Raw genomic sequence first — 22,726 nt, 5'->3', positions numbered from 1 at the left:
TTCCCCGAACGCCGGGTAGCCACAGCCCGGTCCGCCGAGCGCGGGTGTCGCCCAACCCCGGCGAGGCCCCCACTCCGCCCCGGGGTTCAGCCTCCGCCTCGTGGTGACGCCGGCGGGCCGTCCCGCGCCGCGACCCGTCGGGCGCCGTCCGCCACCAGGAGAGCGATGACCTCCCCCGACGTCCTGCGCCCCGTCCTGGACGCGTTCCGCACGGCGCCCTCGCCACGGGGCGACGGCCGGACCCTGCACAATTGGGCGGTGCTCGCCCGGGCGGCGGGCGAGGACCTCGACGTCGCCCGCCTGGCCGAGGCCCACCTCGACGCCGTGACGATCGTCTCCGAGCTCGGCGGCCCCGGGATTCCACCCGGCTCGTGCTGGGGGGTGTGGGCGGCGGAGTCGTCGAGCGACAAGCTCACCGCCGAGCCGGACGGGGACGGGTGGCGGCTGACCGGCCGCAAGCCGTTCTGCTCGGGCGCCGCGGGCCCGTGCACCCACGCGCTGCTCACCGCGCACGCCGACGACGGCCGCCGCCTGTTCGCCGTCGACCTTGCGGAGGAGGGCCTCGAGGTCGCGGCGGGCGCATGGCAGGCGCTCGGCATGCGGGGCAGCGCGGCCGCGACCGTCGACCTGCACGCCGTCCCGGCCGTCGCCGTCGGGGGGCCGGAGACCTACCTGGACCGCGCCGGCTTCTGGCACGGTGCCATCGCCGTGGCGGCGGCCTGGTTCGGCGGCGCGGTCGGGGTGGCGGCGCCGCTGCGGCACGCCGGGCGCGTCGGGCGCCTCGACGACCACGGGCTCGCCCACCTCGGGGCCGTGGACGCGGAGCTGGCCGGCGCGCGGGCGCTGCTGCGCGAGGCCGCCGCGGCCGTCGACGTCCCGGACGACCGGGCGCACGCCGAGGCGATCACGGCGGCCCGGCGCCGCGCGGTCCGCGTGCGCGCGGTCGTGGAGGCCGCGGTGGAGAGCGCGGTGCGACGCACCGGGCGCGCGCTCGGCCCGGGCCCGCAGGCGCGCGACGCCGACCATGCGCAGCGGGTCGCCGACCTCGAGATCTACGTACGCCAGAGCCACGCCGAGCGGGACCTCGCGACCCTCGGTGAGCTCGCCGGCGACCAGGACCTCCTGCTGTGAGCGGGCCGTCGCTGAAGGGGGACGGGACCCCCGAGGACGTGTGGTGGGCCGCGGGCGGTCTGGACACGGTCCCGGCGCGCGACCCGGCCGCCGTGCGCCCGCCGGGTCGCGTCGTCGTCGTCGCACCCCATCCCGACGACGAGGTGCTCGGCGTCGGCGGCACCCTCGCGGCCTGGGCACCGGTCGAGGTGCTGGTCGTCGCCGTGACCGACGGCGAGGGCTCGCACCCGGACAGCCCGACGCTGGCGCCGGCCACGCTCGCCGACCGCCGGGCCGACGAGCGCCACGCGGCGCTCGAGATGCTGGGGATCGGGGCGGGCGTGCACCGGCTCGAACTGCCCGACGGCGGGGTCGCCGCGGACGACGTCGCCGCCGGCCTCGGGGCGGTGCTGCGCCACGGCGACACCGTCCTCGTCCCCGTCGACGGTGACGGGCACCCCGACCACGACGCGACCGGCGACGGGGGTGCGCGGGCGGCGCGGCGCGCCGGGGTCGCGTGCTGGCGCTACCCGGTGTGGCTCTGGCACTGGGCCGACCTCGGGACGGTGTCGTTCGACGGCGCCCGGCGGGTGGTGCTGCCCGCGTCCGCCCGGCGCGCCAAGGCCGCCGCGATCGGCTGCTTCACCACCCAGATCGCCCCGCTGTCGGACGACCCGCGGGACGCGACGATCCTGCCCGCGCCGGTCCTGGCGCGCTTCCGCCGTGACGCCGAGATCGTGTGGGGGCCGCGGTGACACTGGGACCCGAGTATTTCGACGCGCTCTACTCCGACGCCGCCGACCCGTGGGGGATCGAGCAGGGCTGGTACGAGGAGCGCAAGCGCGCGGTCGTCCTGGCCGCCCTGCCGCGCCGGCGCTATGCGCGCGCCTTCGAGCCCGGCTGCGCGTCCGGTGCGCTCTCGCTGGGGCTGGCGGAGCGCTGCGACGAGCTCGTCTGCTGGGACCCCGCCGAGCGGGCCGTCGAGGCGACGCGCGCGCGGTTGGCCGACCGGTCCGGCGTGCGCGTCGAGCTCGGCGCGCTGCCGGAGCGTGCGCCCGACGGGACGTTCGACCTGGTCGTGGCCTCGGAGGTCGTCTACTACCTCGACGCGGGCGACCGCGAGGCGTTCTGGCGGGCGGTCGAGGACGCCCTCGAGCCGGGCGGGCACCTGGTCGCGATCCACTGGCGGCGCGAGGCGCCGGAGTACCCCGTCGAGGGCGACGCGGTGCACGACGAGCTGGAGACGCGACCGGGCCTGGCGCGGGTCGTGCGCCACGAGGAGGCCGACTTCCGGCTCGACGTCCACGCCCGGGTGCCGCCGCCGCCGCGCTCGGTGGCCGAGGAGACGGGGCTGCGGTGAGGCCGGTCCTGGGGGTCGTGGTCCCCGCCCACGACGAGGAGGAGCTGCTCGCCGCCTGCCTCGCCGGCCTGCGGACCGCCGTCGGGGCCGTCGCCGACCGCGCGCGGGTGGACGTGCTCGTCGTCGCCGACGCCTGCACCGACCGCACCGAGGCGGTGGCCCGCCGGTGCGGGGTCGAGGTGCTGCGGCTGGACGCACACACGGTGGGGCGGGCGCGGGCGGCCGGGGCGTCGTCCCTGCTCGGTCGCGGACCGTCGTGGCTGGCGACCACCGACGCCGACTCCGTGGTGCCGCCCGACTGGCTCGCCGCCCAGCTCGACGCGCGTGCCGAGGGCGCCGACGCCTGGGTCGGCACCGTCGAGGTCGCGGACTGGCGGGGCCTGCCGACCCCGGTGCGGAGGCGCTACCGCGACGCCTACGAGAACGGCGACGGCGACGCGCACCGTCACGTCCACGGCGCCAGCCTCGGGATCGCGGCGCGCGCCTACGAGGCCGTCGGTGGCTTCCCGCCGCGGGCCACGGGCGAGGACGTCGCGCTCGTCGACCGCCTGGACCGCGCCGGGTTCCGCGTCGTCCGCGACGGCGCGCACCCCGTCGCCACCAGCGCCCGCACCGTCGGTCGCGCCCCGGACGGCTTCGCGAGACATCTGCTCGGGCTCGCGGGCAGGCGTGTCATCGCCGATCCATCGGGTACCAGGAGGGTGGAGGATCCCCGTCCGGACCAGCGGCGGGGACGTGACAACGGCTCGGCGGCCCACATCTCCTCCGGAGCACCGCCGGCCGGTACGACCGCTCAAGACCCGCGGCGGTGACCACACCAGTCGTGCGCGTCCGCATCGGGCGCCGATCGTCCCGGGAGTCGTGCCATGGTCGATCCCCTGATCCCGCGAGCGCGATCGTGAGTGCCGGGTCCGCCGGGTGGCGCGCCCACGTCGACGCCGCGCTCGACCCGCGCTTCGAGCGCGCGTTCGCGATCCTCGACGCCCTGCAGGCCGAACGTCAGCGGCCCCGGCCCGAGCAGAGGGCCTCACGGGTCCTCTGGATGCGCCGGGAGCTCGGCTACCTCCTCGCCGAGATCGACGGGCTCCGGCAGCCCCGCGTCCCGCGAGGGACGCGCTGACGGCCGTGGCATGCGGACGATGCGCTCCGCCGTCGCGGTCGGTAATGTACCCCTCACGCATTTCGCGGTTGAGACCTCCACGCCGCTACGGACGCCGCGGTCCGGTCCCCCTCGGGGAGATCGGGCCGGCCGTGCACGACGAGGAGGTCCGATGACCATCCAGTCCGATGCCCCGGTCCACGGGGCGGTCGACGACGTCGAGCTGCCCGTGGATCCCGCCCGGCGTCGCCGCGCCGCGCTCGCCGAAGCCGCGGCCCACGCGGAGCCCGCCACCGTGGGCAACCGACGCGGCGCCGTCGGCGTCCGCACCTACGGCCCCGGGTGCGTCGCGCTCGCGCTGCGCGGACGCTTCGACCGCGCGGGAATGGAACGTCTCCGCGCCCTGAGCAGCGAGATCGAGCAGTACGCCCACGCGGAGCTCGTCATCGACCTCGCGGGGCTCGACCACTGCGACCCGGCGCTGGCCCGCGTGATCGCGCGCCTGCGCATCCGGTGCCTCGCGCGGGAGGCCCGCGTCGAGCTGCACGACCCGCCGGAGGCGCTCGCCGCCGAGCTCGGCCAGTTCCGGCTCTAGGGAGGACCCGTGACCGACCGCGACGACCTGCGCGTGCGCAAGGCCCTGCAGGGCATGGCGTTCCCCGCGGACCGGACGCAGGTGATCTCGTACGCGATGGACCGCGGCGAGCGCGACGAGAAGACCCTCGCCGCCCTGCAGGCGCTGCCCGACCGCACGTTCTCGACCGCCGACGACGTGGTGATCTCGGTACCCCATCAGCCCGACCGGGTGTGATCACGCCGCGGGTGGCACGGTCGGTCCCGTGCTCACCGTCACGGACCACACCCTCCTGCGGCGCGGCGTCGAGCTGGCCCGCGAGGCACTCGACGCCGGCGACGAGCCCTTCGGGTCGGTGCTCGTGGGTCGCGACGGTGGCGTCCTGCACGAGGACCGCAACCGGATCGCGGGCGGGGACGCCACCCGGCACCCCGAGTTCGCGCTGGCCCGGTGGGCGGCCGCGGAGCTGACCCCGGCGGACCGGGCGGGGAGCACCGTCTACACCTCGGGCGAGCACTGCCCGATGTGCTCCGCCGCGCACGCCTGGGTCGGGCTCGGTCCGATCGTCTACGCGAGCTCGGTGGCCCAGCTGACGGCGTGGCGGGAGGAGCTCGGCGCGCCGCCCTCGCCGGTCCGCCCGATCCCGATCTCGGAGGTCGCGCCCGGCATCCGCACGGAGGGCCCGGTCCCCCCGTTCGACGAGGAGGTCCGGGCCCTGCACCGCGCGTCCCTCCGTCAGCGAAGTTCCCGGCCATAGCCGGGAACTTCGCTCACGGGTCAGAAGCCGTCGGGGTCGTAGGCGGTGGTCTCGAAGGTGCCGTCGGCGTTGGTGTCCACCGCGGAGGTGTCGAAGTCGCCGTCGTTGTCGGTGTCGACCAGCACGACCTCGCCGTAGCCGTCGGCGTCGGTGTCGACCACGGCGGACTCGAAGGAGCCGTTGTGGTCGGTGTCGGCGATGACGGTGTCGACGGCGCCGTTGCCGTCCTCGTCGGTGGACACGGAGTCGATGTTGCCGGCGGCGTCGGTGGTGTAGGTGCCGGCCACGGTGCCGTCGGCGTGGTAGACGGTGCCGTTGGTGAAGGAGTAGGTCTCGGCGCTCATGGTCTGCTCACTCTCGGTCTGTTCGCGGTGCCCGGCTGGTGGGCTCTCGGCACTGTGACGACGCGAGGAGCTGGGGATGTTCCGCGACGACCGACAATTTTCTCTGTGCGAACGCGATCACCGACGGTGATCAGTCGTCGTCGTCATCGCCGTTGCGGTCGTCGTCGCGGATTCCGCCTGCGGCCGCCTCGGCGGGGGTGACGACCTCGACCGAGCCGAACGCCCCGTTGGCGTCGACGACCACCTCGGGCAGTGTCGCGCCGTTCGCCGGCACCGCGCAGGCCTGCTGGCACTCCGTGCTCCCGAAGATCATCGTGCCGGTCGTCCGGGCCGTGACGCCGGGCGGGACGACGACCTCGGTGTTGCCGAACAGCGTGGCCACCTGGGCCTCCGGGTCGCCCGGCGCGACGCTCACGGTGCGGCTGCCGAAGATCGCACCGCCGTCGTCGGCCGTCACGAGGTGCCCGCCGACGAAGACCGCGGCCGCCGCGATCACGAGCGGCACGACCACGCCCCCGAGGCGCTCGTGCCACGGCTTGCGCGGAGTCGCCTCTACGGGGCGGTCGTCGACGACGGTCGGGCGGTCGGCGGGCACCGGGGTGGCGGGGCTCGGCAGGTCGACGACCAGGGCGTCGAGCTCGCGCTGGGTGCGGGCCGCCCAGCACTCCCGGGTGCGCTCGTCGTACTCCACGAGCGTGAGCACCCCGTCGTCCAGCGCCGCCCGCAGGCGGTCGTCGGTGGCGCGCCGCTCGCGGTCGCCGATCCGCATCTCGGGGGCGGGGTGCTCCGCGCTCATGGGGCCATCCTGCCCGCCGCGCGTGGCGGCGGAGTGACGGTGCGTCAGCCGCGTCGACGGCGCGCCGCCAGCAGCGCCCGGTCGTCGGGGTCGTCGGTGCGGGCGAGGGCGGCCTCGAGCGCCCGGTCGGCCTCGGCGTCGCGGCCCAGCCGGCCCAGGAGGTCCGCCCGGACGGCGTGCAGGAGGTGGTAGCGCTCGAGTCGCTCCGCGAGCGCGTCGACGATCTCCAGCGCGGCCGCCGGCCCCTCGGTCTCGGCCAGCGCGACCGCCCGGTTGAGCGCGACCGTCGGGCTCGGGGTCAGCGCGAGCAGCTGGTCGTGCAGGGCGACGACCTGGCGCCAGTCGGTCGACGCGGTGTCGGGCGCGGACGCGTGCACGGCGTTGATCGCGGCCTGGACCTGGTAGGGCCCGGGCCGGTCGCGGCGCAGGCACCGGCGTACGAGGTCGAGGCCCTCGTCGACCATGGCCCGGTCCCAGCGCGTCCGGTCCTGGTCGGCCAGCAGCGCCCGCGTGCCGTCGGCCGACGTCCGCGCCGGCCGGCGGGCCTCGGTGAGCAGCAGGAGCCCGAGCAGCCCGAGGACCTCGGGCTCGTCGGGCATCAGCTGCGCGAGCAGGCGCGCCAGCCGGATCGCCTCCGCGGCGAGGTCCTCCCGCGTCGCCGTCGCGTGGCCCTCGGTGAAGACCAGGTAGACGACGGCGAGCACGCCGGGCAGGCGGTCGGGCAGGTCGGCGTCGCGGGGCACGCGGTACGGGATGCGCGCGGCGCGGATCTTGTTCTTCGCGCGCACGATCCGCTGCGCCATCGTCGCCTCGGGCACGAGGAAAGCGCGAGCGATCTCGTCGGTCCCGAGCCCGCCGAGCAGGCGCAGGGTCAGGGCCACGCGGGCCGGCAGGGCGAGCGCGGGGTGGCAGCAGGTGAAGATCAGGCGCAGGCGGTCGTCGTCCACCGGTCCCTCCTCCTCCTGCGGGGTGTCGTCGTCGGGCGGCGGTTCCTCGCGCGCGGCCCGGTGCTCCTTGTCCCGCCCCACCGCGTCGCGCCGGAGTCGGTCGAGGGCCCGGCGCCGGCCCGTGGTGACGAGCCAGCCGCCGGGGTTGGCCGGCACGCCGTCGGCTGGCCAGCGCGTCAGGGCGACGGTCAGCGCGTCCTGCACCGCGTCCTCGGCGAGGTCGATGTCGCCGAGGACGCGGGTCAGCGTCGCCACGCACCGCCCGTACTCCTCGGCGGCGATCCGCTCGATCGCCGCCGAGGACGGGACGTCGCCCGTGGCGCGATCGCTCACGGGGACCACTGGAAGGGCCGGACCTCGATCGCCAGCCCGATCGCCTCGGTGGAGCGGCGGCCCCAGTGCAGGGCGGCGTCGAGGTCGGGCACGTCGATGATCGTCAGGCCGCCGACGTACTCCTTGAGCTCGACGAACGGTCCGTCGGTGACCAGGACGTCGTCGCCGCTGCGCTGCAGGACCGTCGCGGTGTCCGGGGCCTCGAGGCCACCGGAGAACACCCAGACGCCCGCGGACTGCATGTCGTTCTGCAGCGTCGCGACGTTGCCCATGATCGCGTTCATCTCGTCCTCGGTCGGCGGCTCGCCCTCGGAGGGGGTGACGACGCTGAGCAGGTAGTGGGCCATGAGGTCCTCCTCGGTAGGTGGGCGGGCAGGGCGCCCGCACACCCCTCCACGAACGGCCGGGGCGCCGATCGACAGGTCCGCGGAGAAATCTTCTCCCGGGACGGAACGCTCAGCGTCCCCGGTCGGCCACGGCCGTGATCACGGCGGCGCGGGCCACGTACCAGGCCCGGCTGGCCCACCACCCCGCCGCCACGCCGTGCCAGACGACGCCGGCGGCGAGGACGAGGACGGGACGGACGGACATGCGGACCTCCGGGGAAGCGACTCGGGGGCTTCCTATCTCCCGAGGTGCGGCGGCCGCACCCGACACGCGACGCCGGACGGGTGGTGGACGCCGAGGCTTCACCCGGCGTTCGTTCCGGGCCCCGGCATGATGGCGCGGTGATCAGGGCGTGGCTCGCCGTCGTGGTGCTCCTGCTCGCCGCGGGGTGCTCGACGACCCCGTCGGGAGGCGCGGTCACCGACACCGGCCCCGAGGGGCCGCGGGACGTGTACCTCCGGCCGTTCGCGTGGAACTCGATCTGGAACCTCCCGCTGTCCACGGCCGCGGAGTACGCCCCGTTCGACGCGCAGATCGACGAGCTCTACCCGACGTCGAGAACATCTCGGTGGACCCGGACGCTCCGGTCCGCGAGCTCGACGCGGACCCCGGCGGATCCGTGCACGTCGACCCGGCCCTGCGGGCGGACGGCAGCGACAACAACTGCTCCACCCTGCTGCTCGACACCCCCGGCCGGACCACGGTGATCCAGGGCCAGCCGATGCGGCTCGCCCGCGGCGGCGACCCGAGCTGGGAGCACGGGTGGCCGCCGATGTCGCTGACCGGTCGCGGGATCGAGGGCTGCCACGGCGGGTCGGGGCTGTCGGGGATCGGCGGCACGCTGCGTCAGGGCGAGCTGTCCGGGACCCGGCCGGCGAGCTCGGCACGCCTCGGCGTGCCCCCTGCGCCCCGGCGTTCACCGACGGGACCGGGGGCGCGCCTCCCGGGTGCTGAGCGGTCACTCCCGGGCGAGGCCGTGCAGGAGCAGCGTCGCGAGGGCCTCGTAGGCCTCGGCGTCGGCCAGACCGGTGGTGCCCGCGATCCGGCGCTGCTGGATGGCGACCATCGTCGCGGTGATCACCTCGGCGGCGAACGACACCGGGACCTCCCGGAACGCGCCGGCGGCGACGCCCTCGCGGATCAGGTCGCCGACGCGGCGCGCGGCGGCCTCGGTGTTGCGCGCGTAGACCTCGGCGGCGGGCGGGAAGGCGGCCGTGTCGTCGAAGAACCGCGCCGAGGCGGGCGCGAGCTCGGCGGCCACGGCACGCAGGTAGGCCGCGACGCGGTCGGGGGGCGCGGCGACCGCGTCCACCGCGGCCTCGACCCGCGTGGTAGCACGCTCGAAGAAGTGCACGACCGCGGCGCGCACGAGCTGCTCCTTCGACCCCGCGAGCGCGTAGAGCGTGCGCTTGGAACAGCGCAGGCGGCCGGCGAGCTCGTCGAGCGTGAGGTGGGCGAAGCCCTCGGCGAGCAGGAGGTCGACCAGCGCGTCGAGGAGCTCCGAGTGGCGCGCGGCACCCCGTCGGGTCGGGCTCGGAGCGGACACGGACCTACCCTAGCGCTCCTGCTATCGGTACTCTAGGACCGATCTCAGTACCGATAGGAGTACCGCCGATGGCCGTCGACCGGCTGCTGCCCACCCAGGAGTCCGAGGACCTGCTCGAGCTCACCCGCGAGATCGCCGACAAGGAGCTGGCGCCCCGGGTCGAGGAGCACGAGCGGGCCGAGACGTACCCGGAGGGCCTGTTCGCCACCCTGGGCGAGGCCGGCCTGCTCGGCCTGCCCTACCCCGAGGAGGTCGGCGGCGGGGGCCAGCCCTACGAGGTCTACCTGCAGGTGCTCGAGGAGCTGGCCGCGCGCTGGGCCGCGGTGGCCGTGGCGACGAGCGTGCACTCGCTGGCGTGCTTCCCGCTGTTCACGTTCGGCACCGAGGAGCAGAAGCAGCGGCTGCCCGAGATGCTCGCCGGCGGGCTCATCGGTGGCTACAGCCTGTCCGAGCCGCAGGCGGGATCCGACGCGGCGGCCCTGCGGTGCAAGGCGGAGAAGGTCGACGCGGGCTACCGCATCACCGGTACCAAGGCGTGGATCACCCACGGCGGCGTCGCCGACTTCTACGCGCTGTTCGCCCGCACCGGCGAGGGCTCGCGCGGCGTCTCCTGCTTCCTCGCGCCCGGCCAGGCCGAGGGGCTGGAGTGGGGGAAGCCCGAGGAGAAGATGGGCCTGCACGCGATCCCGACGACGACGGCGAACTGGGACGGCGCGGTGCTCGACGCCGACCGGCTGATCGGCGCCGAGGGGCAGGGCCTGGAGATCGCGTTCTCGGCGCTGGACTCCGGCCGGCTCGGGATCGCCGCGTGCGCGGTGGGGCTCGCGCAGGGGGCGCTGGACGCGGCCGTGGACTACGCGAACGAGCGCTCGACGTTCGGCAAGAAGATCGTCGACCACCAGGGTCTCGGCTTCGTGCTCGCCGACATGGCCGCGGCCGTCGACTCGGCCCGCGCGACCTACCTCGACGCCGCGCGCCGCCGCGACCTCGGGCGCCCGTACGGCCGCCAGGCCAGCGTGGCGAAGCTCGTCGCGACCGACGCGGCGATGAAGGTGACCACCGACGCCGTCCAGGTCTTCGGCGGCTACGGCTACACCCGCGACTTCCCGGTGGAGCGCTACATGCGCGAGGCCAAGATCATGCAGATCTTCGAGGGCACCAACCAGATCCAGCGCCTGGTGATCAGCCGGCACTTCGCCCGCTGACCCCGTGAGCGAAGTTCACGGCCATAGCCGTGAACTTCGCTCACATGGCTAGCCGCCCCAGGTCACCTGGCGCAGGCCGTGGCGGTCGGGCGGGCCGGGCTGGGCGGCGCCGTCGGGCGAGACGGGCGAGCCGTGCGACGTCCCGCCCTCGCGGGCCTCGCGCTGGTCCCCGCCCGACGGGGTGGCGCCGTCGTCGAGCTCGGCCAGCCGGGTGCGCAGCACCTCGATCACCGGCATGCGCGAGGAGTGGGCGCGCTCGTGGTCGAGCAGCCCCTGCACCTCGTCGCGCTCGAGCGACCGGATGCGGTGCTTCACGGTCTCGACCGTGGCGTGGTCGAAGTCGGGGAACGGGGGTGTGTCGGCCACGAGTACCTCCTGCGGACGGTGCCCCGGGGCCTACCCGTTCACGAGGTCGACGCACTCTCTCCGGGCTGGTGGAGCAGCCCGATCACGCGCTTCTTGACGAGAAACCCCACGGTCAGGCCCACGATCACCGCGACGACCAGGCCGGCCCAGGAGAACCGCCGCAGCCAGGTCTCGGCTGCGATCCCGAGCGCGTACACCGCCGCCGTCGTGCCGAACGTCCAGAGCACCCCGCCGACGACGTTCGCGGGCATGAACTTCCGGTACGGCATGCGCAGTGCGCCGGCTAGCGGACCCGCGAAGATCCGCAGGATCGCGATGAAGCGGCCCACGATCACCGTCAGCACGCCCCAGCGCTCGAACGCGCGCTCGGCGAGGGCGAGGTGCGACGGACCGAAGTGCCGCGGGAAGCGCCGGCCGGCGGCCCGCAACAGCGTCATCCCGTAGCGGCGCCCGACGGCGAAGCCGATCGAGTCGCCGACCACGGCCCCGATCAGCGCGGCCACCGCGACCCAGATCGCCGACACCGCGAGCTCGGGGCGGGTGGCCATCAGCGTCGCGCTGACGAGCACGATCTCCCCCGGCAGCGGGATCCCGAAGCTCTCCACCCCGACCACGCCGAGGACGGTGAGGTACACCGCCAGGGGCGGGATCGACTGCAGCCACTCAGCGATCACCGCGCGACCCCCTCTTCCCCGGCACCGACCCGCCGAGCATGACGCACCGTGGCGACGGAGGACACCGTTGGGTCAGAAGGGCGACCGGGAACCGGGTACCGGTCGACACACCGTGACCATTCGGGTGCTACCCGCTGCGCAGCACCCGGCTCCGGCCGCGGAACTCCGCGATCACCTGCCCGTCGCGGGGACGGGAGACCGTGACGTCGTAGACGCCGCTGCGCCCGTAGGCGGTCCGCTCCGTCGCCACGGCCTCGAGCACCTCGGCGGTGCGCGCCGAGGCGACGAAGACGATGTCCGCGGCGGCGGCGACCGTGATCGGGCCGGGGCTGTTGCAGGCGCACGCGAACGCGGAGTCCGCGAGCAGGAACAGGTAGCCGCCGTGGCACATGCCGTGCCCGTTCACCATCTCGTCGGTGACGGTCATGGTCAGCCGCGCGCGGCCGTCGACGGCCTCGTGCAGCTCCATCCCGAGCTTGCGGGACGCGGCGTCGTCGTCCCACATCCGCCGGACGGAGGCGCTGATCTCACCGGTCACGACTCCTCCTGGGCACGCTTCGCCACCAGGGTCAGCACGTCGTACTTGGCGACGGGCTCGCCGGCGGCGTTGACGACCTCGGCGTCCCAGCGCACCTCGCCGTAGGCCGCCGAGGCCCGCGGGGAGATGTCCTTGGCCGTGAGCGTGATCGTCAGCTCGTCGCCGAATCTGACGGGCGTGAGGAAGCGCAGGTGGTCGACGCCGAAGTTCGCCAGCACCGGGCCGGGCGCGGGGTCGACGAACAGGCCCGCGGCGAACGAGACGACCAGGTAGCCGTGGGCCACGCGCTCGCCGAAGAACGGGTTGGCGGCGGCCGCCTCGGCGTCGAGGTGGGCGTAGAAGGTGTCGCCGGTGAACTCGGCGAAGTGCTCGACGTCGGCCTCGGTCACCGGTCGCGGGCCGCCGACGACGGTGTCGCCGGGGCGCAGGTCCTCGAGGTGCTTGCGGAACGGGTGCTCGTCGGTGACGTGCCGCGCGCTGCCCGGCACCCAGCGGCCCGTGATCGCCGAGAGCATGTCCGGGCTGCCCTGCACCGCCGTGCGCTGCATGTGGTGCGCGACGCCGCGCACCCCGCCCATCTCCTCGCCGCCGCCCGCGCGCCCGGGGCCGCCGTGCACGAGCTGCGGCATCGGCGAGCCGTGGCCCGTCGACTCCTTCGCGTCGCCGCGGTCGAGCACCAGCAGCCGCCCGTGCCACGGCGCGACGCCCAGGACGACGTCGCGGGCGAAGTCCGGGTCGGCGGTGACGACCGAGCCCGCCAGCGAGCCCTGCCCGCGCGCGGCCAGCGCGACGACCTCGGCGGTCGACGAGTACGGCATCACGGTCGACACCGGGCCGAACGCCTCCACCTCGTGCACCGCGGCGGCGTCGCCCTCGGCCCGCAGCAGGACCGGCGACAGGAACGCCCCGCGCTCGGCGTCGGCGCCGCGGACCTCGACCTGCTCCGGGTCGCCGAACACCACCTCGGCGGCGTCGGTGAGCGACTTCAGCGAGCGGCGCACCTCCTCGCGCTGCTCCAGCCCCGCCAGCGCGCCCATCGTCACGCCCTCGGTGGACGGGTCGCCGACGACGACCTGCGCGAGCTTCCCGCGCACCGCCTCCACCACCGCGTCGACCTGCGCGGCGGGCACGAACGCGCGCCGGATCGCGGTGCACTTCTGCCCGGCCTTCACCGTCATCTCGGTGACGAGCTGGGAGACGTAGAGGTCGAACTCCGGGGTGTCGGGCGTCGCGTCCGGGCCGAGGATCGAGCAGTTGAGCGAGTCGGCCTCGGCGGTGAAGCGCACCGCGCGCGCCGAGAGCACGGGATGGGTGCGCAGCTGCCGGGCCGTCGACGCGGAGCCGGTGAACGACACCAGGTCCTGTTCGGTGAGGTGGTCGAACAGGTCCCCCCCAGAAGGGGACGTGAGAGAGCCGGCCAGGAACTGCACCGATCCCTCGGGCAGCACGCCCGACTCGACGATCAGCCGGGCCAGCTCGGCGGTGAGGAACGCGGTGGGCGTCGCCGGCTTGATGATCGACGGGACGCCGGCGAGGAAGGCGGGGGCGAGCTTCTCGAGCGGGCCCCAGCACGGGAAGTTGTAGGCGTTGACCTGCACCGCGACCCCGCGCAGCGGCGTCAGCACGTGCTGGCCGACGAACGTCCCACCCCGGCTCAGCGGGGCCAGGTCGCCGTCGAGCCACGGTCCCGACGCGGGGAGCTCCCGCTTGCCCAGCGACGCGTAGGCCGCCAGGACGCCGATGCCGCCGTCGACGTCGAACTTCGAGTCCCCCTTCGTCGCGCCCGTGCGCGCCGAGACGGCGTAGAGCTCCTCGCGGTGCTCGCGCAGGTACCCGGCCAGGGCCTTGAGCAGCGACGCCCGCTGGTGGAACGAGAGGTCCCGCAGCGCGGGGCCGCCCGTGTCCCGGCCGTGGGCGGCGACCGCGGCCATGTCGATGCCGTCGGTCGCGAGCCGGCCGATCTCCTCGCCGGTGACGGCGTCGGTCATCGGACGGCCCGCCGTGTCGGAGACGGCGGGCGTGACCCACTCACCGCGGACGTAGCTGGGCAGGACACTCATCGGGACCTCTAGACGTCGTAGTCGACGGTGACTTCGTCGGAGACTGGCAGGGCCTGGCAGGTCAGCACGAACCCGGCGTCGACCTCCTCGGGCTCGAGGGCGAAGTTGCGGCGCATCGTCACCTCGCCAACGCTCACGTGGGCCCGGCACGTGCCGCACACCCCGCCCTTGCAGGCGAACGGCAGGTCCGAGCGCACCTTCTGCGCGGCGTCGAGCACCGGCTCGGTGCGCGGAAGCGTCAGCACGCTCGCGCGCCCGTTGAGCACGACGGTCACGGTGGCGCCCCCGACCTCGTCGACGGCGTCGTCCTCGCTGCGGTGCACCTCGGGCGGGGGCTCGTCGACGTAGAAGAGCTCGCGGTGCACCCGCGCGCGGGGCACGTCGAACCCGGTGAGCACCTCGCCCGCGGCCTCGACCATGCCCAGCGGCCCGCACAGCCACCAGTGCGCGACCTCGCCGACGGGGACGAGCGCGCCGATCAGAGTGCGCAGGCGGTCGGCGTCGAGACGGCCGTTGAACAGGTCCGCGGCGGTGGGCTCCCGCGAGAGCACGTGCACCAGCTGCAGGCGCGGCCCGTAGCGGTCCTTGAGGTCGGCGAGGTCCTCGCCGAACATCACGGTGTCCGAGCGCCGGTTGCCGTAGAGCAGGGTGACGTGGGTGTCGGCGTGCGCGGCGAGCACCGTCGCGGCGATCGAGAGCACCGGCGTGATGCCCGAGCCGGCGGCGACGAGGACATGGTGCGCACCGTGCGAGCCGTCGACCGGCGGGGAGAAGCGGCCCTGCGGCGGCCCGACCTCGATCTCGTCGCCGGGGGTGAGCCGGTCGACCAGCCAGGTGGAGAACAGCCCCGTGTCGACGCGGCGGACCCCGATCCGCGGCGCGGCGCCCTCGGGCGCGCAGATCGAGTAGGAACGGCGCTCCTCACCGGCGTCGGTGACCAGGCGCAGCGTCAGGTACTGGCCGGCGCGGAACGCGAAGTCGTCGCCCAGGGCGTCGGGGACGTCGAAGGTGACGGCGACGGCGTCGTCGGTGAGCCGCTCGACGTCGGCGACCCGCAGGGTGTGGAAGCCCGCCGCACGGGGGGCGACGCGCTCCGTGGTGGGGGCGCTCATCAGATCTCCTTGACGTGCTCGAACGGCTCGGCGCAGGAGCGGCAGCGACGCAGGGCGGTGCAGGCCGTGGGCCCGAACCGCGACACCTCCTCGGTGTCGGCCGCGCCGCACTGCGGGCACGCGACCGTCTGCGACGGCGGGGCCAGCGTCAGCGGGATGGGGGCGCCGGCGGCCTTCGGCCCGATCCGGTCGGGCGGGGCGACGCCGGCCTCGGCGAGCTTGCGGCGGCCCTCGTCGGAGATCCAGTCCGTGGACCACGGCGGGCTGAAGGTGGTGCGCACCTCGACCGCGTCGTAGCCGGCGTCCTGCAGGGCGGCCCGCAGGTCGTCACGCATCGCCTCGAGCGCGGGGCAGCCGGAGTAGGTCGGGGTGAGGGTGACGACCACGGTGCCGTCGCCCGCGGTCTCGACGCCGCGCAGGACTCCGAGGTCGGCGAGCGTGAGCATCGGCATCTCGGGGTCGACGACGCGCTCGGCGGCCTCCCGGGCATCGACCAGGGCCGTCACCACGTCGCCCCCGGGTGCGCGCGGGCGAGCGACTGCATGAGGGCGAGGACGCCGCCGAGGGCCTCGGTGTGCACGCCGTCGCGGCCCCCGCGACCGCCGACGAGGCCGACCGCCGGGGTCTCGGGACGGGTGAGCGTCGCGGCGGGCAGGACCTGCGCGACGACCGCGTCGACGTCGCCCCGCAGCTCCGCGGGATCGACGGCGACGCCGGCCTCGACGAGGCGGCGCTCGACGTCGTGGGCCAGGAACAGCTCGTCGACGTGGGGCCACACGCCGTCCAGACCGTCCTGCATGCGCGCGTGCGAGAGCTCCGTGCCGTCGCCGAGGCGCAGCACCCACTGCGCGGCGTAGTCGCGGTGGTAGGTGAGCTCCTTGACGGCCTTGCCGGCGACGGCGGCGAGCACCGGGTCGCGCGAGCCGGTGAGCCGCTGCATGAGCGCCAGGCGCCACGCGGCGAACACCAGGATCCAGGCGATCGTGCGCCCGAAGTCGCCGAGGTCGGTCTCGGCGAGCGTGACGTTGCGGAACGCGCGGTCGTCGCGGAAGTAGGTGAGCACGTCCTCGTCGTCCTGCGGCCCGACGCGGTACGGCTCGGCGGCGCCGAGGTGCCCGGCGCGCGAGAGCAGCACCCGCGCCTGGCCGAGCAGGTCGAGCGCGATGTTCGCGAGCGCGACCTCCTCCTCGAGCTCCGGGGCCTTCGCCGTCCAGCCGGCCAGACGCTGCGAGGCGATCAGCGCGTCGTCGGCGAGCATGAGGCAGTAGGTCGCGAGGTCGGCCTGGTCGACGCCCTCGGGCGCCGGGGCGGTGATCGCTGTGAAAGCAGGGTCGCCGGCGTCGAAGCCGGTGCCGAAGGCCCAGCGGCCGTCGTCGTCCGCGGTCGACAGGGCGTCGTAGACGTTCTCGTCGTGCCCTGGGTGGGGTGAGTGGGTGTCCATCACAGGTGCGGCACGTTGTCGGGGATCTCGTAGAACGTGGGGTGCCGGTAGACCTTGTCCCCGGCGGGCGCGAAGAACGGGTCCTTCTCGTCCGGGCTGGACGCGGTGATCGCGTCGCCGCGGACGACCCAGATGCTCACGCCCTCGTTGCGTCGCGTGTAGAGGTTGCGGGCGTTGTGCAGCGCCATCGTGTCGTCGGGCGCGTGCAGCGAGCCGACGTGCACGTGGTTGAGCCCGCGCTTGCCGCGCACGAACACCTCGTAGAGGGGCCAGACGGCCTTCGGGGTGCCGTCGAAGCGCGGCTCGCCCTCGACGTGGGCGGTGGTGTCGTCGGCCATGCTCATGCGCTCATTGCCCCCTCCGACGCCCGCGCCGCCTGCTTCCGGGCGTACGCCGTGGCCGCGTCGCGGACCCACTGGCCGTTCTCGTGGGCGGCGCGGCGGTTGGCGAGGCGCTGGGCGTTGCACGGCCCCGCACCCTTGACCACCTGCATGAACTCGTCCCAGTCGATGTCGCCGAAGTCGTGGGCCTCGCGCTCGTCGTTCCAGCGCAGCTCGGGGTCGGGCAGCGTCACGCCCAGGGCCTCGGCCTGCGGGACGGTCATGTCCACGTAGCGCTGGCGCAGCTCGTCGTTGGTGTGGCGCTTGATCCGCCAGGCCATCGACTGCTGGGTGTTGGGCGAGTCGCCGTCGGCGGGGCCGAACATCATCAGCGACGGCCACCACCAGCGGTCGACGGCGTCCTGCACCATCTCGCGCTGGGCGTCGGTGCCGGCCATCAGCGTCTGCAGGAGCTCGAAGCCCTGGCGCTGGTGGAACGACTCCTCCTTGCAGATGCGCACCATCGCCCGCGCGTAGGGCCCGTAGCTCGACCGGCACAGCGGGACCTGGTTGACGATCGCGGCGCCGTCCACGAGCCACCCGATGACGCCGATGTCGGCGAATGTCAGCGTCGGGTAGTTGAAGATCGACGAGTACTTCTGCTTGGAGTCGATGAGCTTCTCGGTGAGCTCACCACGGTCGACCCCGAGCGTCTCGGTGGCCGAGTAGAGATAGAGCCCGTGGCCTGCCTCGTCCTGGACCTTGGCCAGCAGGATGGCCTTCCGTCGCAGGCTGGGGGCGCGCAGGATCCAGTTGCCCTCGGGCTGCATCCCGATGATCTCGGAGTGCGCGTGCTGGGCGATCTGACGGATCAGCGTCTTCCGGTACCCCTCGGGCATCCAGTCGCGCGGCTCCACCCGGCCCTCGGCCGCGACCGTCCGGTCGAAGTCCGCCTCGAGCGCAGCGAGGTCAGGGCCCTGGTCCTCGGTCACCGTCATCGGTGAGCCACCTCCGTACCGAATGTTCGTTCGGTTGATGGTGACGCACCGGCGCGCCCCTGTAAAGCCGTGCCAGCGGGTCCCGACGGGTGGAGCGGGGGTCACCTCGATTGCGCTGGGTGCAGCGAAGGTGTCCCTCGCTCGACCGCGCACCGCCACGCCCGGTGGTTCGAAGGACACCCCAGCTGCACTGGACGCAGCGAGGGCGTCCCTCGCTGCCGCACCCCGGACGCCGCGGGACGATCTCCGGCATGGACGTGCTCGCGACGCTGGCCGACGGGACGTTGACGGTGCGCCGGGCGCGGGCCGACGACCTGCCCGCGCTGGTCGGGCTCCTCGCCGCCGATCCCGTGAGCGCGGGCCGGGGCGACGCGGTCGACGACGTCACGCCCTACGCGGCGGCCTTCGCCGAGATCGACGCCGACCCCGCGCACCTGCTCGTGTGCCTGGACGAGGCCGACGGCACGACGGTCGGGACGCTGCAGCTCTCGGTGCTGCCGAACCTCGGGCGGCGCGGGACGCGGCGCGCGCAGCTCGAGGCGGTGCACGTCAGCGACGCGCGGCAGGGCCGCGGGTACGGGGCGGCGCTCGTGGAGTGGGCCGTGGCGGAGGCCGGGCGCCGGGGGTGCGGGCTGGTCCAGCTCACGAGCGACGCGTCGCGGACGGACGCGCACCGCTTCTACGAACGACTCGGGTTCACGGCGTCGCACGTCGGGTTCAAGCGGGACCTGACGTCCCGTCGATGAGCTCGTCGAGCGTGACGTAGAGGCCGGGCTCGCCGGTGCGCTCGCTGCGCTCCACCGCGGCCCGGGCGCGTTCGGCGATGCGCCCGATCTCGTCGGCCGCCACCACGCGGCTCTGCAGCACGGTCCCGTCCTCGTCGGTCAGCGTGACGGCGACGAGGCCGGTCTCGGGCTGCTCGGAGAAGTCCAGCGGCACGCAGCCCAGCCTAGTTGTCGCGGACCCTAGAACGGGCGTCGCTTCGGTGCAGGTGCCGGCGCGAGCAGGCCCTCGAACGCCATGCGGTCCACCTCGGCGACCAGGGCGTCCACCGGGATCCGGCCCGGGCGGTACCACTCGACGAGCGAGTTCACGAGCCCCGAGAGCAGGCGGGCGTCGACGGCGGGATCGAGGCCGTCGCGCAGCTCGCCGGCTGCGGAGGCGTCGCGCACGAGGCGGGCGATCGCGGCGTCGAACTCGCGGCGCCGCGCCAGGGCCCACCGCTCGGTCTCCGTGTTGCCGCGCAGCCGCAGCAGCAGGGTGACGTGGGGCAGCTCGGCGACGAGCACCTCGACCTGGCGGCGCACGATGTGGCGCAGCCGGGTCAGCGGGCTGCCGGTGGCCGCCGCCGGCTCGTCGAGGATGCCGAACAGCCCGTCCAGGGCGCGCTCGAGCGCGGCGCGCAGCAGCGCCTCCTTGCCCCGGACGTGGTGGTAGAAGGACGACTTCGTGATGCCCGCCGCCGCGGAGAGGTCCTCCATGCTCGTGGCGTCGTAGCCGCGCTCGTTGAACACGCGCGCCGCGACCTCGACGAGGCTCGACGGGTCGTAGGTCGGGCGGGTCCGCCGGTCCCGGGCGGGCGCTGCCGCTCGTTCGCCCTCGCGGGCGGGGGGACGCGTACCGGTCACGGGGAGCAATCTACGGCCCCGGGCGGGGGGTTTCCGCGCGGCGGCTCCGCGGAGCGGAGCCGCCGCGCCGGACGCCGTCGACGCTGGCGCCGGACGCCCGTGACGGACCATCCTCGTCCTGGTCGGACGGGGTGGCTCGCTGCTACGGTCCCGCCCGACCGAACGATCGTTCGCCTGTCCGTCCGCACAGCGCTACCCCGAGGTGGTCGATGACGACGCTCGAGACCCTCCACGACCTGGCCCCGGCCGCGGACGCCGGCAACGCCACGCGCACCGTCGGGGCGCCGATGCGCCGCGCGCTCGCGACGTCGCGCGACCGGACGGCCGTGGTCTGCGGCGAGCAGAGGCTGACCTACGCCGAGCTCGGCGACCGCCTCGCCCGCCTGGGCGGCCTGCTCGCCGGGCTGGGCCTCGGACCCGGCGACCGCGTCGGCGTCCTGGGCGCCAACTGCCACCGCTACCTCGAGCTCTACCTCGGGCTGCCCTCGCACGGGCTCGTGATCGTCCCGCTCAACGTCCGGCACACCGAGGCGGAGCGGACCTACGCGCTGCGCGACGCCGGTGCCACGGTGCTGTTCGCCGACCGGGCCCTCGACGACCTCGACCCCGACCTGCGCGTCGTCGACCTCGGCGCCGAGTACGAGGCGCTGCTCGCCGCCGCCGCACCCACCGAGCCGCGGCGCGCGCCCGCCGAGCACGACCTCGCGGGGATCTTCTACACCGGCGGGACCACCGGCGCGGCCAAGGGCGTCATGCTCACCCACGGCAACCTCGTCGCCAACGCCTTCCACTTCATGGCCTGCTGGCCGTTCACGGCCGACACCTCGTGGCTCGTCGTCGCACCGATGTTCCACGCCGCCGGCACGATCGGGGCGCTCGCGACGATCTGGGCGGGCGGCACGCAGGTCATGTGCCCCGCCTTCAGCGCCGACGGCGTGCTCGACCTCGTCGAGCGTCACGGCATCACCGCGACGCTCGTCGTCCCCACGATGATGGACGCGCTGGCCGTCGAGCAGACGGCCCGGCCGCGGCGGGTGTCGTCGCTGAGGTGGCTCTCGCACGGGTCGTCGCCCGCGGCGGTCGAGCTGCTGCGGCGCACCCACGCGGCGTTCCCCGAGGCCGAGATGCTGCACATCTACGGGCTCACCGAGACGTCCCCGATCGTGACGCTGCTGCCCGGCGAGCAGCACCTGCTCGACGCCCCGCAGGCCCGCTCGTGCGGGCGCGCGGCGGTGGGCGTCGAGGTGATCGTCGTCGACCCGGCGGAGCGCACGCCGCTGCCGACCGGCGTCGTCGGCGAGGTGCTGATCCGCGGCGCCAACGTCACCGCGGGCTACTGGAACAAGCCCACCGAGACCGCGGCGGCGCTGCGCGACGGCTGGTTCGCCTCCGGCGATCTCGGCCTGATCGACGACGGCGGCCACCTTTTCCTCGTCGACCGCGCCAAGGACATGATCGTTTCGGGCGGGGAGAACGTGTACAGCGCCGAGGTCGAGAACGCGCTGTTCGCGCACCCGTCGGTGGTCGAGGTGGCCGTGTTCGGCGTGCCCCACGAGCGGTTCGGCGAGGCCGTGCACGCGGTGGTCGTGCTCCGCGCGGAGCCCGAGGACGCGGACGCCTTCACCGAGGAGCTCGTCGCCCACTGCCGCCGGTCGATCGCCGGCTACAAGGTGCCCCGCAGCATCGAGACGCGCACCGAACCGCTCCCGAAGTCCGGGGCGGGGAAGATCCTCAAGCGCGAGCTGCGCGCGGTCTTCTGGTCCGACCGGGAGTCGCAGCTGACGTAGGTCCCGGGGCCCGTCAGGCGTGGACGTTCCGCTGCCCGACCGCGCCCCAGAGGCCGACGCAGCCGACACACCCCACGCAGTCGACGCAGTCCACACACCCGACGCAGGCCACGCACCGGGTGCAGTTCACGCAGGCGAGCGTGGCCACGCAGTTCCGGAGCGCGACGCCGAACGCGGTGACCAGGCTGCCCGCGATGCCGGCGCTGCCGGTGGTGGCCACGCTGCCGGCGACGGCGACGCTGCCGGAGGTCGCCACGCTCCCCGCGACGGCGACGCTGCCGGCGGTGGCCACGCTGCCGGCGACGGCGACGCTGCCGGCCGTCGCCACGCTCCGGACGACGGCGACGCTGTGGGACGTCGTCACGCTCCCCGCCGTGGCGACGCTGCCGCTCGTGTCCACGCTCCCGGCCGTCGCGACGCTGTCGGCGGTGCGGACGCTGCCTGCGGCGGCGATCCCGCCGGCAGGGGGATTCTCCGGCTCGGTCACGACCAGCAGGGTGCACGAACTGCTCCCCGCCGTCCAGGAAGGATTGGGCTGATCAGTTCACCGAATGGAGCCCGATCACCACTACCGTCGATCTCGCAAGCACAGTGAGCACACACTGCCGGAGGCCGACGTGCCGCAAGCGACGATTGTCCTGGTCCACGGAGCGTGGGCCGACGGCTCGAGCTGGAATGCCGTGGCGCGCGAGCTGAGGAATCGTGGACTGTCGGTGATCACGCCGCCGAATCCGTTGCGCGGTGTGACCACCGATGCGCCCTACGTCAGCTCGTTCGTCAACCAGCGCACGACGGGCCCCGTGGTCCTGGTGGGCCACTCCTACGGCGGGTTCGTCATCACGAACGCCGCTGCGGGAGCCGGCGACGTGCGCGCGCTCGTCTACGTCGACGCGTTCATCCCCGAGGCGGGGGAGACGGTCTTCCAGATTCTCGGCGGTTCCGGATCGGCGCTCGACGTCCCCGACCCGACCGCCGTCCTCGACCTCGCGGGATATCCGAATGCGCCCGAAGGAGACGTCGAGGCTTTCCTGAAAGCGGACACCGTGCACCGGTCGTTCGCGCAGGACCTGTCCGAGGACGACCGCTGGAGAATCATCGAGAGTCAGCGTCCGATCACACTCGGTGCGAATCTGACGCCGGGCACGGAAAGCGCCTCGACGTCGCTCCCCAGCTGGGCCGTGGTGGGCACCGAGGACAAGGTCATCCCGCCGGACACGCAGCGGAAGATGGCCGAGCGGGCCGGGTCGACGATCTCCGAGGTCGCCGGTTCGCACGTCTCGATGGTGTCCCGGCCCGGGCCGACGATCGAGGCGATCCTGGCCGCCGCGGAGGCGGCCGGCTGAG

30 protein-coding genes are annotated in these 22,726 nt (G+C 74.5%); 13 read left to right on the top strand and 17 right to left on the bottom strand.

Annotated elements, in window-relative coordinates; genetic code table 11:
- The first annotated feature begins 165 nt into the window (after positions 1-165).
- From OG774_RS18110 to OG774_RS18075, 8 genes are all read left to right on the top strand, one after another.
- Positions 166-1,131: a hypothetical protein gene (locus OG774_RS18110; RefSeq protein ID WP_328302950.1), complete on the top strand. Its 966-nt coding sequence runs from the start codon at positions 166-168 to the stop codon at positions 1,129-1,131.
- Entirely contained in the window at positions 1,128-1,865 is a 738-nt protein-coding gene (locus OG774_RS18105; RefSeq protein WP_328302948.1) for a PIG-L deacetylase family protein, read from the top strand. Before OG774_RS18110 ends, OG774_RS18105 begins: the two co-directional genes overlap by 4 nt.
- Positions 1,862-2,470, top strand: coding sequence for a class I SAM-dependent methyltransferase (locus OG774_RS18100; RefSeq protein WP_328302946.1), 609 nt, complete (start codon positions 1,862-1,864; stop codon positions 2,468-2,470). Before OG774_RS18105 ends, OG774_RS18100 begins: the two co-directional genes overlap by 4 nt.
- On the top strand, positions 2,467-3,282 hold the full coding sequence (locus OG774_RS18095) for a glycosyltransferase (protein WP_328302944.1): 816 nt from the start codon (positions 2,467-2,469) through the stop codon (positions 3,280-3,282). Before OG774_RS18100 ends, OG774_RS18095 begins: the two co-directional genes overlap by 4 nt.
- Positions 3,283-3,368: 86 nt before the next feature.
- On the top strand, positions 3,369-3,590 hold the full coding sequence (locus tag OG774_RS18090) for a hypothetical protein (RefSeq protein WP_328302942.1): 222 nt from the start codon (positions 3,369-3,371) through the stop codon (positions 3,588-3,590).
- 151 nt (positions 3,591-3,741) lie between these two features.
- Complete coding sequence (locus tag OG774_RS18085) at positions 3,742-4,164, top strand: STAS domain-containing protein (protein ID WP_328302940.1); 423 nt, start codon at positions 3,742-3,744, stop codon at positions 4,162-4,164.
- 9 nt (positions 4,165-4,173) lie between these two features.
- Positions 4,174-4,380 carry a DUF2795 domain-containing protein gene (locus OG774_RS18080; protein WP_328302938.1) on the top strand — a complete coding sequence of 69 codons (207 nt, stop codon included), beginning with the start codon at positions 4,174-4,176 and terminating at the stop codon, positions 4,378-4,380.
- A 28-nt stretch (positions 4,381-4,408) separates the two neighbouring features.
- Positions 4,409-4,900, top strand: coding sequence for a nucleoside deaminase (locus OG774_RS18075; protein ID WP_328302936.1), 492 nt, complete (start codon positions 4,409-4,411; stop codon positions 4,898-4,900).
- Positions 4,901-4,920: 20 nt separating this feature from the next.
- Here the strand turns inward: OG774_RS18075 and OG774_RS18070 are convergent, their stop codons facing one another.
- The 6 genes from OG774_RS18070 to OG774_RS18045 form a co-directional block, all read right to left on the bottom strand.
- On the bottom strand, positions 4,921-5,244 hold the full coding sequence (locus OG774_RS18070) for a hypothetical protein (RefSeq protein ID WP_328302934.1): 324 nt from the start codon (positions 5,242-5,244) through the stop codon (positions 4,921-4,923).
- Between the two features lie 130 nt (positions 5,245-5,374).
- The gene (locus OG774_RS18065) at positions 5,375-6,040 is read right to left on the bottom strand and encodes a DUF1707 SHOCT-like domain-containing protein (protein WP_328302932.1); all 666 of its coding nucleotides are present in this window, start codon (positions 6,038-6,040) and stop codon (positions 5,375-5,377) included.
- A 44-nt stretch (positions 6,041-6,084) separates the two neighbouring features.
- On the bottom strand, positions 6,085-7,320 hold the full coding sequence (locus OG774_RS18060) for an RNA polymerase sigma factor (RefSeq protein WP_328302930.1): 1,236 nt from the start codon (positions 7,318-7,320) through the stop codon (positions 6,085-6,087).
- Positions 7,317-7,667: a YciI family protein gene (locus OG774_RS18055; RefSeq protein WP_328302928.1), complete on the bottom strand. Its 351-nt coding sequence runs from the start codon at positions 7,665-7,667 to the stop codon at positions 7,317-7,319. The genes OG774_RS18060 and OG774_RS18055 overlap by 4 nt, the downstream gene beginning before the upstream one ends.
- Before the next feature lie 109 nt (positions 7,668-7,776).
- Entirely contained in the window at positions 7,777-7,911 is a 135-nt protein-coding gene (locus OG774_RS18050; RefSeq protein WP_274197559.1) for a hypothetical protein, read from the bottom strand.
- Positions 7,912-8,665: 754 nt separating this feature from the next.
- Positions 8,666-9,253 carry a TetR/AcrR family transcriptional regulator gene (locus OG774_RS18045; protein ID WP_328302925.1) on the bottom strand — a complete coding sequence of 196 codons (588 nt, stop codon included), beginning with the start codon at positions 9,251-9,253 and terminating at the stop codon, positions 8,666-8,668.
- A 68-nt stretch (positions 9,254-9,321) separates the two neighbouring features.
- Here OG774_RS18045 and OG774_RS18040 point away from each other — a divergent pair, with 68 nt between their 5' ends.
- Complete coding sequence (locus OG774_RS18040; RefSeq protein WP_328302923.1) at positions 9,322-10,458, top strand: acyl-CoA dehydrogenase family protein; 1,137 nt, start codon at positions 9,322-9,324, stop codon at positions 10,456-10,458.
- Positions 10,459-10,506: 48 nt separating this feature from the next.
- Here the strand turns inward: OG774_RS18040 and OG774_RS18035 are convergent, their stop codons facing one another.
- The 9 genes from OG774_RS18035 to paaA all read right to left on the bottom strand — a co-directional run bounded on the left by OG774_RS18035 (position 10,507) and on the right by paaA (position 17,967).
- Positions 10,507-10,824, bottom strand: coding sequence for a hypothetical protein (locus tag OG774_RS18035; RefSeq protein ID WP_274188517.1), 318 nt, complete (start codon positions 10,822-10,824; stop codon positions 10,507-10,509).
- 38 nt (positions 10,825-10,862) lie between these two features.
- A complete protein-coding gene (locus tag OG774_RS18030; RefSeq protein WP_328302920.1) occupies positions 10,863-11,498 on the bottom strand; it encodes a DedA family protein in 636 nt (211 codons plus the stop codon).
- 127 nt (positions 11,499-11,625) lie between these two features.
- Entirely contained in the window at positions 11,626-12,003 is a 378-nt protein-coding gene (gene paaI / locus OG774_RS18025) for a hydroxyphenylacetyl-CoA thioesterase PaaI (protein ID WP_328311012.1), read from the bottom strand.
- Positions 12,004-12,032: 29 nt separating this feature from the next.
- Entirely contained in the window at positions 12,033-14,096 is a 2,064-nt protein-coding gene (gene paaZ, locus OG774_RS18020) for a phenylacetic acid degradation bifunctional protein PaaZ (protein ID WP_328302918.1), read from the bottom strand.
- 8 nt (positions 14,097-14,104) lie between these two features.
- On the bottom strand, positions 14,105-15,208 hold the full coding sequence (gene paaE, locus OG774_RS18015) for a 1,2-phenylacetyl-CoA epoxidase subunit PaaE (RefSeq protein WP_328302916.1): 1,104 nt from the start codon (positions 15,206-15,208) through the stop codon (positions 14,105-14,107).
- Positions 15,208-15,717 carry a 1,2-phenylacetyl-CoA epoxidase subunit PaaD gene (gene paaD, locus OG774_RS18010; RefSeq protein WP_328302914.1) on the bottom strand — a complete coding sequence of 170 codons (510 nt, stop codon included), beginning with the start codon at positions 15,715-15,717 and terminating at the stop codon, positions 15,208-15,210. The genes paaE and paaD overlap by 1 nt, the downstream gene beginning before the upstream one ends.
- On the bottom strand, positions 15,711-16,649 hold the full coding sequence (paaC, locus tag OG774_RS18005; protein WP_328302912.1) for a 1,2-phenylacetyl-CoA epoxidase subunit PaaC: 939 nt from the start codon (positions 16,647-16,649) through the stop codon (positions 15,711-15,713). The genes paaD and paaC overlap by 7 nt, the downstream gene beginning before the upstream one ends.
- On the bottom strand, positions 16,649-16,987 hold the full coding sequence (paaB, locus tag OG774_RS18000) for a 1,2-phenylacetyl-CoA epoxidase subunit PaaB (protein ID WP_274197599.1): 339 nt from the start codon (positions 16,985-16,987) through the stop codon (positions 16,649-16,651). Before paaB ends, paaC begins: the two co-directional genes overlap by 1 nt.
- Before the next feature lie 2 nt (positions 16,988-16,989).
- Positions 16,990-17,967: a 1,2-phenylacetyl-CoA epoxidase subunit PaaA gene (paaA, locus tag OG774_RS17995; RefSeq protein ID WP_328302910.1), complete on the bottom strand. Its 978-nt coding sequence runs from the start codon at positions 17,965-17,967 to the stop codon at positions 16,990-16,992.
- 251 nt (positions 17,968-18,218) lie between these two features.
- Between paaA and OG774_RS17990 the strand changes: the two genes are divergently transcribed.
- The gene (locus OG774_RS17990; RefSeq protein ID WP_328302908.1) at positions 18,219-18,713 is read left to right on the top strand and encodes a GNAT family N-acetyltransferase; all 495 of its coding nucleotides are present in this window, start codon (positions 18,219-18,221) and stop codon (positions 18,711-18,713) included.
- On the opposite strand, the gene OG774_RS17985 is transcribed toward OG774_RS17990, so the two are convergent.
- Together OG774_RS17985 and OG774_RS17980 are read right to left on the bottom strand one after the other, a co-directional pair.
- Entirely contained in the window at positions 18,685-18,906 is a 222-nt protein-coding gene (locus OG774_RS17985; protein ID WP_328302906.1) for a hypothetical protein, read from the bottom strand. The two genes, OG774_RS17990 and OG774_RS17985, sit on opposite strands and share 29 nt — an antisense overlap.
- A gap of 26 nt (positions 18,907-18,932) precedes the next feature.
- Positions 18,933-19,595: a TetR/AcrR family transcriptional regulator gene (locus tag OG774_RS17980; protein WP_328302904.1), complete on the bottom strand. Its 663-nt coding sequence runs from the start codon at positions 19,593-19,595 to the stop codon at positions 18,933-18,935.
- Between the two features lie 209 nt (positions 19,596-19,804).
- On the opposite strand from OG774_RS17980, the gene OG774_RS17975 reads away from it, so the two are divergent.
- From OG774_RS17975 to OG774_RS17965, 3 genes are all read left to right on the top strand, one after another.
- Positions 19,805-21,382 carry a class I adenylate-forming enzyme family protein gene (locus OG774_RS17975; protein WP_328302902.1) on the top strand — a complete coding sequence of 526 codons (1,578 nt, stop codon included), beginning with the start codon at positions 19,805-19,807 and terminating at the stop codon, positions 21,380-21,382.
- A gap of 140 nt (positions 21,383-21,522) precedes the next feature.
- Positions 21,523-21,921 carry a hypothetical protein gene (locus tag OG774_RS17970; protein ID WP_328302900.1) on the top strand — a complete coding sequence of 133 codons (399 nt, stop codon included), beginning with the start codon at positions 21,523-21,525 and terminating at the stop codon, positions 21,919-21,921.
- Positions 21,922-21,933: 12 nt separating this feature from the next.
- Positions 21,934-22,725 (top strand): alpha/beta hydrolase, encoded by a 792-nt coding sequence (locus OG774_RS17965; RefSeq protein ID WP_328302898.1) that lies wholly within the window; start codon positions 21,934-21,936, stop codon positions 22,723-22,725.
- The last annotated feature ends 1 nt before the right edge of the window (position 22,726 follow it).

Source organism: Actinomycetospora sp. NBC_00405 (genome assembly GCF_036044095.1).
Taxonomy (GTDB): domain Bacteria; phylum Actinomycetota; class Actinomycetes; order Mycobacteriales; family Pseudonocardiaceae; genus Actinomycetospora; species Actinomycetospora callitridis.
The sequence above is the reverse complement of the archived record's forward strand: the minus strand, read 5'-3'. Positions and strand labels throughout refer to the sequence as shown.